This is a genomic window from Aeromonas sp. s4 (assembly GCF_040907855.1).
Classification (GTDB): domain Bacteria; phylum Pseudomonadota; class Gammaproteobacteria; order Enterobacterales; family Aeromonadaceae; genus Aeromonas; species Aeromonas caviae.
Genome location: NZ_JBFOCP010000056.1, coordinates 110,297 through 116,491, shown reverse-complemented (window position 1 = coordinate 116,491; position 6,195 = coordinate 110,297). Strand labels below are relative to the sequence as shown.

Annotated in this window: 7 protein-coding genes; 1 reads left to right on the top strand and 6 read right to left on the bottom strand. The window is 60.3% G+C overall.

Going from position 1 to position 6,195, the window contains the following annotated elements:
* Positions 1–317: 317 nt before the first annotated feature.
* From AB5Y89_RS18950 to AB5Y89_RS18925, 6 genes are read right to left on the bottom strand one after another with little or no spacing between them, the layout of a single operon-like run.
* Complete coding sequence (locus AB5Y89_RS18950) at positions 318–1,496, bottom strand: hypothetical protein (RefSeq protein WP_368224279.1); 1,179 nt, start codon at positions 1,494–1,496, stop codon at positions 318–320.
* A gap of 2 nt (positions 1,497–1,498) precedes the next feature.
* Positions 1,499–2,161: an energy transducer TonB gene (locus AB5Y89_RS18945; RefSeq protein WP_323877758.1), complete on the bottom strand. Its 663-nt coding sequence runs from the start codon at positions 2,159–2,161 to the stop codon at positions 1,499–1,501.
* Complete coding sequence (locus AB5Y89_RS18940; RefSeq protein ID WP_010672232.1) at positions 2,158–2,559, bottom strand: biopolymer transporter ExbD; 402 nt, start codon at positions 2,557–2,559, stop codon at positions 2,158–2,160. The genes AB5Y89_RS18945 and AB5Y89_RS18940 overlap by 4 nt, the downstream gene beginning before the upstream one ends.
* Entirely contained in the window at positions 2,556–3,086 is a 531-nt protein-coding gene (locus AB5Y89_RS18935; protein ID WP_368224278.1) for a MotA/TolQ/ExbB proton channel family protein, read from the bottom strand. Before AB5Y89_RS18935 ends, AB5Y89_RS18940 begins: the two co-directional genes overlap by 4 nt.
* Complete coding sequence (locus tag AB5Y89_RS18930; protein ID WP_323932672.1) at positions 3,083–4,390, bottom strand: MotA/TolQ/ExbB proton channel family protein; 1,308 nt, start codon at positions 4,388–4,390, stop codon at positions 3,083–3,085. Before AB5Y89_RS18930 ends, AB5Y89_RS18935 begins: the two co-directional genes overlap by 4 nt.
* Positions 4,387–5,148 carry a DUF3450 domain-containing protein gene (locus tag AB5Y89_RS18925; RefSeq protein WP_368224277.1) on the bottom strand — a complete coding sequence of 254 codons (762 nt, stop codon included), beginning with the start codon at positions 5,146–5,148 and terminating at the stop codon, positions 4,387–4,389. The genes AB5Y89_RS18930 and AB5Y89_RS18925 overlap by 4 nt, the downstream gene beginning before the upstream one ends.
* Positions 5,149–5,359: 211 nt before the next feature.
* Here AB5Y89_RS18925 and AB5Y89_RS18920 point away from each other — a divergent pair, with 211 nt between their 5' ends.
* The gene (locus AB5Y89_RS18920; protein WP_010672236.1) at positions 5,360–6,136 is read left to right on the top strand and encodes a LuxR family transcriptional regulator; all 777 of its coding nucleotides are present in this window, start codon (positions 5,360–5,362) and stop codon (positions 6,134–6,136) included.
* Positions 6,137–6,195 lie beyond the last annotated feature (59 nt).

Sequence of the window (6,195 nt, the reverse complement as noted above, 5' to 3'; positions counted from 1 at the left end):
ATCAAAAATTGTTTTTGATGCTCGATGCTGTGAGTGCCCACACAGATTGCTTGATTCAAATTGTTAAAGAGCGTCACGCTTATCGCGTTGAGGAGGCGCATCTTACGCCCCTCACTTCGAAAGTCAAGCGATTGTTTTCGCTTTTCTTTCGGCGCCCACTTCCTAAGGAAGCTGGCTCATCAGGTTGGCGTGGTCCGCCGTGCTGGTAGGGGCGCATTATAGGGAGCCGCGCCGGGATGACAAGGGCTTTTTGTAAAAATGCGCTCGTTTGCTGAAAAAGCAGGCTAAACCCCATGAAATGAGAGTTTACCCCTGTTTCATGCCGCTTTTTTGTTCATACCGTCAGTCTGGGCCTGAATGTAGTTGACCCAGCTGGTCGCCCTGTCTTGCCAGTTGTTCTGCTGCTGCAGCTCGCGAGCCAATACCAGCGCCTGAGCATATTGTTCTTTATTGAGGTGTGCCTGCACCAGCAGGGCCTTGGCTCTGTTGCCCTGCTCTCCTTTCATCGACTTGATGGCCGCGAGCTGGGTCATGGCGGCATCCGTCTTGCCCTGTTGCAGCAGCAGTTCGGCGGCACGCATGGCGGCCTTGGGGTGAGCATGTTCCCGGGCAAGCAGTTGCCAGCTGTCCACAGCCTTCGGCCACTCACGTGCCCCTTCCCACAACTGGGCCAGCAATTGGCGATTCTCTGCGCTCTGCTTCATCTGTCCCTTGGCCATGGCAGACTCCAGCAGACGCGCACCGCGATAGGGCAGTCCCTGCCAGGCATACAGGCGGATTAGCTGGTTGCGGGCGGCGGCATCATCCATCAGTTGACGGTCGATGGCAGTTTGCAGCAGTGCAAGCGCTCGATCACCACGCTTGGCGGAGAGATTGAGCGACACAGCCTGCTGCCACCACTTGCTCCCTTTTGGCTCGCGGCGGATCAGCTCTTCGGCCTGATCCGCAGCCACGCCGTAACGCTGCAATGCAGTGAGGGCGGAGAGGCGGATGATGGCTGCCTGCTTCTGCCAGCTTTTCTTCAACAGTTGTTCACTCTGGCTGGCTGCCTCGCCGTACTGCTTGTTGTGGTAATAGAGGCCAGCCAAGCGCAGACGCAAGGCATCGTCAGCCTTGATGGCCAATGCGGCCTTGTAGCTGGCGATGGCGCCGGGCCAGTTGGATTGCTGGGCCTGGATATCCCCTCGCAGACGCAACAACTGAAGTCGTTGCTGCTCTGGCCACTCTTTATAGGCAAGAGCCTGCTCCACGTAGCGACTCGCCTGTGCGGTCTGCTGCAGGTTGGCGGCCAGAGAGGCCTGTAACTGCGCCAGCCAGGCGTGCTCAGCCTCGGAACCGGGTTTGAGCACAGCCGCCTTGCTCTGGGCCTGTTGCCACTGGCCAGATTGATAGAGCTTCATCACGGGCTCCAGCTGGCGGGAGAAATGAGGGCTCACCTCCATCGCCAGACAGGCTTGGCTGACCAGGGCCAGCAGACAGATCCAGATCCGCAACATGGTTATGACTCCAATTTGAATTTGAGCGTGATGACTTGCACCAGCTTGTCGGTGGCGCCCGGCCTAGGCTGATAGCGCCACTTGTTGATCGCCTGAATGGCCGCTCGCTCGAACTGACGCTTCGGCTTCGCCTCGACCACCTCCACATCCTGTACCCGGCCGTCTGCATCGACGCTGAAACGCAAGGTCACGGACCCCTCGATGCCGGCCTGCTGGGCCCGGTAGGGATAAACAGGCTCAACCCGTTGCAGCGGCATCAGCATGTCGCCGGCACCGATCCCGGTACCCTGCTGCTGACCATGGAAATTGCCGCTCGCGATCGGAGTGGGGCTGGTCGCCACGCCAGGGGCAGAGACCTGTACCGCGCTCAGGGTCGAGACCAGATCCAGGCTCGGCTGTACCGAAGGCAACGGGGCCGCCGCCGGCATGGGCAGCGGTGTCGAAGCCAGCGCGGCAGGCGGCTCCGGCAAGGGTTCCGGCTCCTGGGGTACCGGCCGTTCACGCACCTGTACCTCGGTCACCTCGTTCTGCATGTTGATGACGATGGATTTCTGCTCTGTGGTCGCCTTCTCCCCTCCGGGCGGCTCCACCAGGGTGGCCATGAACAACAGGATGCCCAGACTGAGGGCGATCCCCAGTCCCAGGCTCATCAACTTGTGTTTCATTTCGGTGCCACCGCCACGGCGATGTTGGCGATGCCTGCCGCCTTGGCTTCATCCATCACCCGCACCACCTTGCCGTGGGGTACCCGCTCGTCGGCCTGGATCACCAGGCTTGCCTCGGGCTGCTCCGCCAACAGTCGGGCGAGGGTGGCCTGCACCCGCTCCACATCCACCTGTTTGCGGTCGAGGAAGATCTGCCCCTGAGCGCCGATCGCCAGCATGATGCTGGACGATTTCTGCGCCTTGGCCTGGCTGGCCTGGGGTCTGTGTACCTCAAGCCCGGCTTCGCGCACGAAGGAGGTGGTCACGATGAAGAAGATCAGCATGATGAAGACGATATCCAGCATGGGGGTCATGTCGATCTGCACTTCATCGCGCTGGCGTTTGGATTGCCGTCTCATTGCATTACCTTCTCTTCTCGCAGGCCGTCCCGGGTCTTGGCCAGCGCACGCTTGGCCTGACTCTCGATCCGGCTAAGTAACAACACGCCGGAGAGGGCCACCACCATGCCTGCCATGGTGGGGATGGTGGCGCGTGAGATCCCGCCCGCCATGCTCTCCGGGTTAAAGCGGTTGGCCGCAGCCAGCGCATCGAATACGCCTATCATGCCGGTCACTGTACCCAGCAACCCCAGCATGGGGCAGAGCACCACCAGGGTGCGGATGAAGATCAGATGACGGTTGAGCGCCAGCTCCACTTCTGCCAGCCAGCGCCCGCGAATCGCGCGAGCGTGCCAGCTGTGACGCTCGCGACGCGCCTGCCAGCGGCCCAGCAGCTGGCGCTGCAACGGTGCAAACCCCAGGTTGAGGTAGAGCAACCGCTCGATCATCAGAATCCACATCAGCACCAGCAAGGCCAGAATGACCCAGAGCACCGGGCCGCCACGGCCCATGAAGCTCAGCAACTGCTGCCAGATGTCGAGCATCATGCTACCCGCTCCACCCTGTCACCATTGCTTTCGGCCCGCTCGGCCAGGATCCCGGCCACCTGCTGTTCCAGCACGTTGGAAAGCTCGGTGAAACGGGACTGCAACAGGCTGTGGGCCAGGATCAGCGGAATGGCCGCTACCAGACCCTGCACCGTGGTGACCAGGGCCATGGAGATGCCGCCCGCCATGATCTTGGGATCGCCGGTACCGAACTGGGTGATGGCCTGGAAGGTGCCGATCATACCGGTCACTGTCCCGAGCAGACCCAGCATGGGGGCGATGGCCGCGATCACCTTGACCATGCCGATGCCGCGCTCCAGGCGAGGGGTCTCCTGCAGGATCGCCTCATCCAGACGCAGTTCGAGGGTCTCCATGCTCAGTTCTGGATGCTTGTCAGCCACCGTCAGCACCCGGCCGAGGGCGTTGTCGGCATGATATTCACCGCTCTTGAGCTGGCGACGAACCCGACCCAGTTCGCGAGAGAGGCTCCACAGCCGTACTCCAGCGATCCCCAGGCCGATGGCTGCCAGCAGCACGATGATGGCGCCGACCTGGCCGCCCTGCTGGACTTGCTGCCAGAAGGTGGGCGCCTGGGCCAGCATATCGAGCAGAACACCGTGGGAGGGATCCAGCGGCAACGCTTCTCCCTCCTGACCCTGATAAGCGGCCACAGCGGAAAGCACGCTGCCTGGCAGGCCCAGCACCGGACTCAGGCCTTCGGCCCCCGGTTGCAAGAAACCAGCATCGCCCAGCAGGGCGAAGCTGCCGATCCGGGTCAACGTCTGCTCGCTGGCAACGCCCTGGGCATCAAGCACCTTGCCGTTGAACTGGGCAACCCGGCCCGATTCGCGGATCTCCTGCAGCAAGGTGGCTGGCAGCAGGGCAAGGGCGGCGCGATCAGGCACCTGTTTATCCTGTGCCATGGTTTTCAGCGGGGCGAGACGATCAGGATACTGGCCCTCGACGGCGGATTCGCTCAGCAACTTGACCGCATCGCTGGCGCCCTGACGGGTGACCGCAAAGATGTCGTTCATGTCGCCGGAGGCTTGCTCCCATTGGGTATTGAGCTCCACCAGCTGCTTTTCATTGGCCGCGAACTGGCTGGCCAGCTCCTTGCTCAGGCGCTGGGCCTCGGCCAGCTTGGTACGGGCACTGCTCAGCTCCCTGGAGACAGACGCCAGATCCTGCTGAGCCTTCTGCTCACGGGCCTGTTCCTGCTGCTGCCAGGCTTCCTCGGCCACGGCGGCTGTGGTGCCCAGAGAGAGGGCGAGGGCAAGGGGTAACCACTTCATGGTGACGCTCATGACTGGACCTCCTGACCACGGCTGACGGAAAGGGGGACATTCAACAACTGGGGAACTTTCTTGTCGGCAGCCATTTCCAACGCCTCGGCGATGGGGGAGAGCCACTGGCCGTCGAGGGCTTGCCACTGCTTGTGCTCGGCAGACCAACGCCACGCCTGGGAGCGATCGGCGGTCATCGCCAGCAGGGAGACCCGACCCAGAGCCAGCACATCGACCCGGCGCGGTGCGCCATCCAGCACCAGCTCGGCGGAATAATGGTCCAGCCTGCTGCCGTATTCGGCTTCAATCTGATAGGCCTGCAATAGCTGGCGGAACTTCTCCGCCTCGCTCACATCGGCTCTGGCCAGCGTCGCTTTCAAGGCAGCAACCCGCGCCAGACGATCCTCCCTGCGCAGCGGGATGTCATCCTGTACCAGCTGTTCCAGATCGGCTTGCATCTGCAGCATCAGGGGGACAAGCCCCTGTCTGGTCTCCTGTACCGCCTCCAACTGCTGGCTCAGCTTGCCCAGCTCGTTTTGCTGATCGGCCACCAGAGACTGCATGTAGCGGTTGTAGGCTTCCAGATCCCGCAGTTGCAGTTGGGCATTTTGCAGCTCAATCCTGGCGGCGACGGCGCCATCGGCGGCTTTCTCCACACGCAGCTGGGAGGCTTTCCCGTCGGCGATACTGTTCTTCAATGCTGGCGCAACCACCTCTTCGGCGGACACGACGCAATGAACGGCCATGGGTAACAAGGCCAGACCCCAAAACTTGTTCATGATATAAATCTTAACAATGATAACTATTCTCATTGTCTCAAAGAGTAGGGTCACTGGCAATCAGATGATTTTCTTGGCCTCTGGCCGAAAAAACAGGATACTTTTTAGACAAGTACGGGAATAACTGGCGTTGGTAGTCGCAACACCATTTTAAATAACTAAAAAATGTCTTTTCGATCAGCAAGATAAGTGATCGAAAAAGGAGACTTACATGTTTAACGATGCGATCTGGGAACACATAGATCGGTTCACCAAGGCGAAGAAGACCAGCGAGATCCAGCAACAACTGGAGCGCTTCAGTCATCAGATGGGGTTTGATTACTTCCGTTTGCTGATTATTTTCCCCATCAGCATGCAGAAATCCCATGTGGCCTTGTTCAACAACTGCCCCACCAGCTGGTTTGATGCCTATTCGGAACGGCACTACCTGACCCAGGATCCGGTCGTCTTCCTGGGACTGAAGCAGACCCAGCCCATCTTCTGGAACAAGCTCGATTGTGATGCCCCCTGGTTGCCCAGCGCCAGCAGGGAGGTGATGAACCTCGCCGCCGACTTCGGGGTGAGGAACGGCGTCTCCTTCCCGCTGCACACGCCGCAGGGGGAACACGGCATCCTCTCTTTCATCAGCAAGGAGAAGTCCAATTCCGATCTGATGTTTGAAAACGTTCCCCTGCTGTCATTCTGCGCCAGCTACATCTTCAACTCGGCCCTGACCCTCATCAAGGCCAGGCCAGATCTGATGAAATACCTGGCCGAGCTGTCGGATCGGGAGAAGGAATGCCTTTTCTGGGCCAGCGAGGGCAAGACCTCCTGGGAGATCGCCACCATCCTCGGCATCAGCGAGCGAACCGTGAACTTCCACCTCAATCAGGTCACCAACAAGACGGATTCGCGCAACCGCAACCAGGCAATCGCCAAGAGCATCTCCAGCGGCATCATTGTGCCTTCTCTGGACGACGTGACCATCACCAACCTGCGGCTGTCGTAGCCTGTTTTGCCAAAACAAGAAGAGCCGCAATGCGGCTCTTTTTTCATTTCCGGCGACGG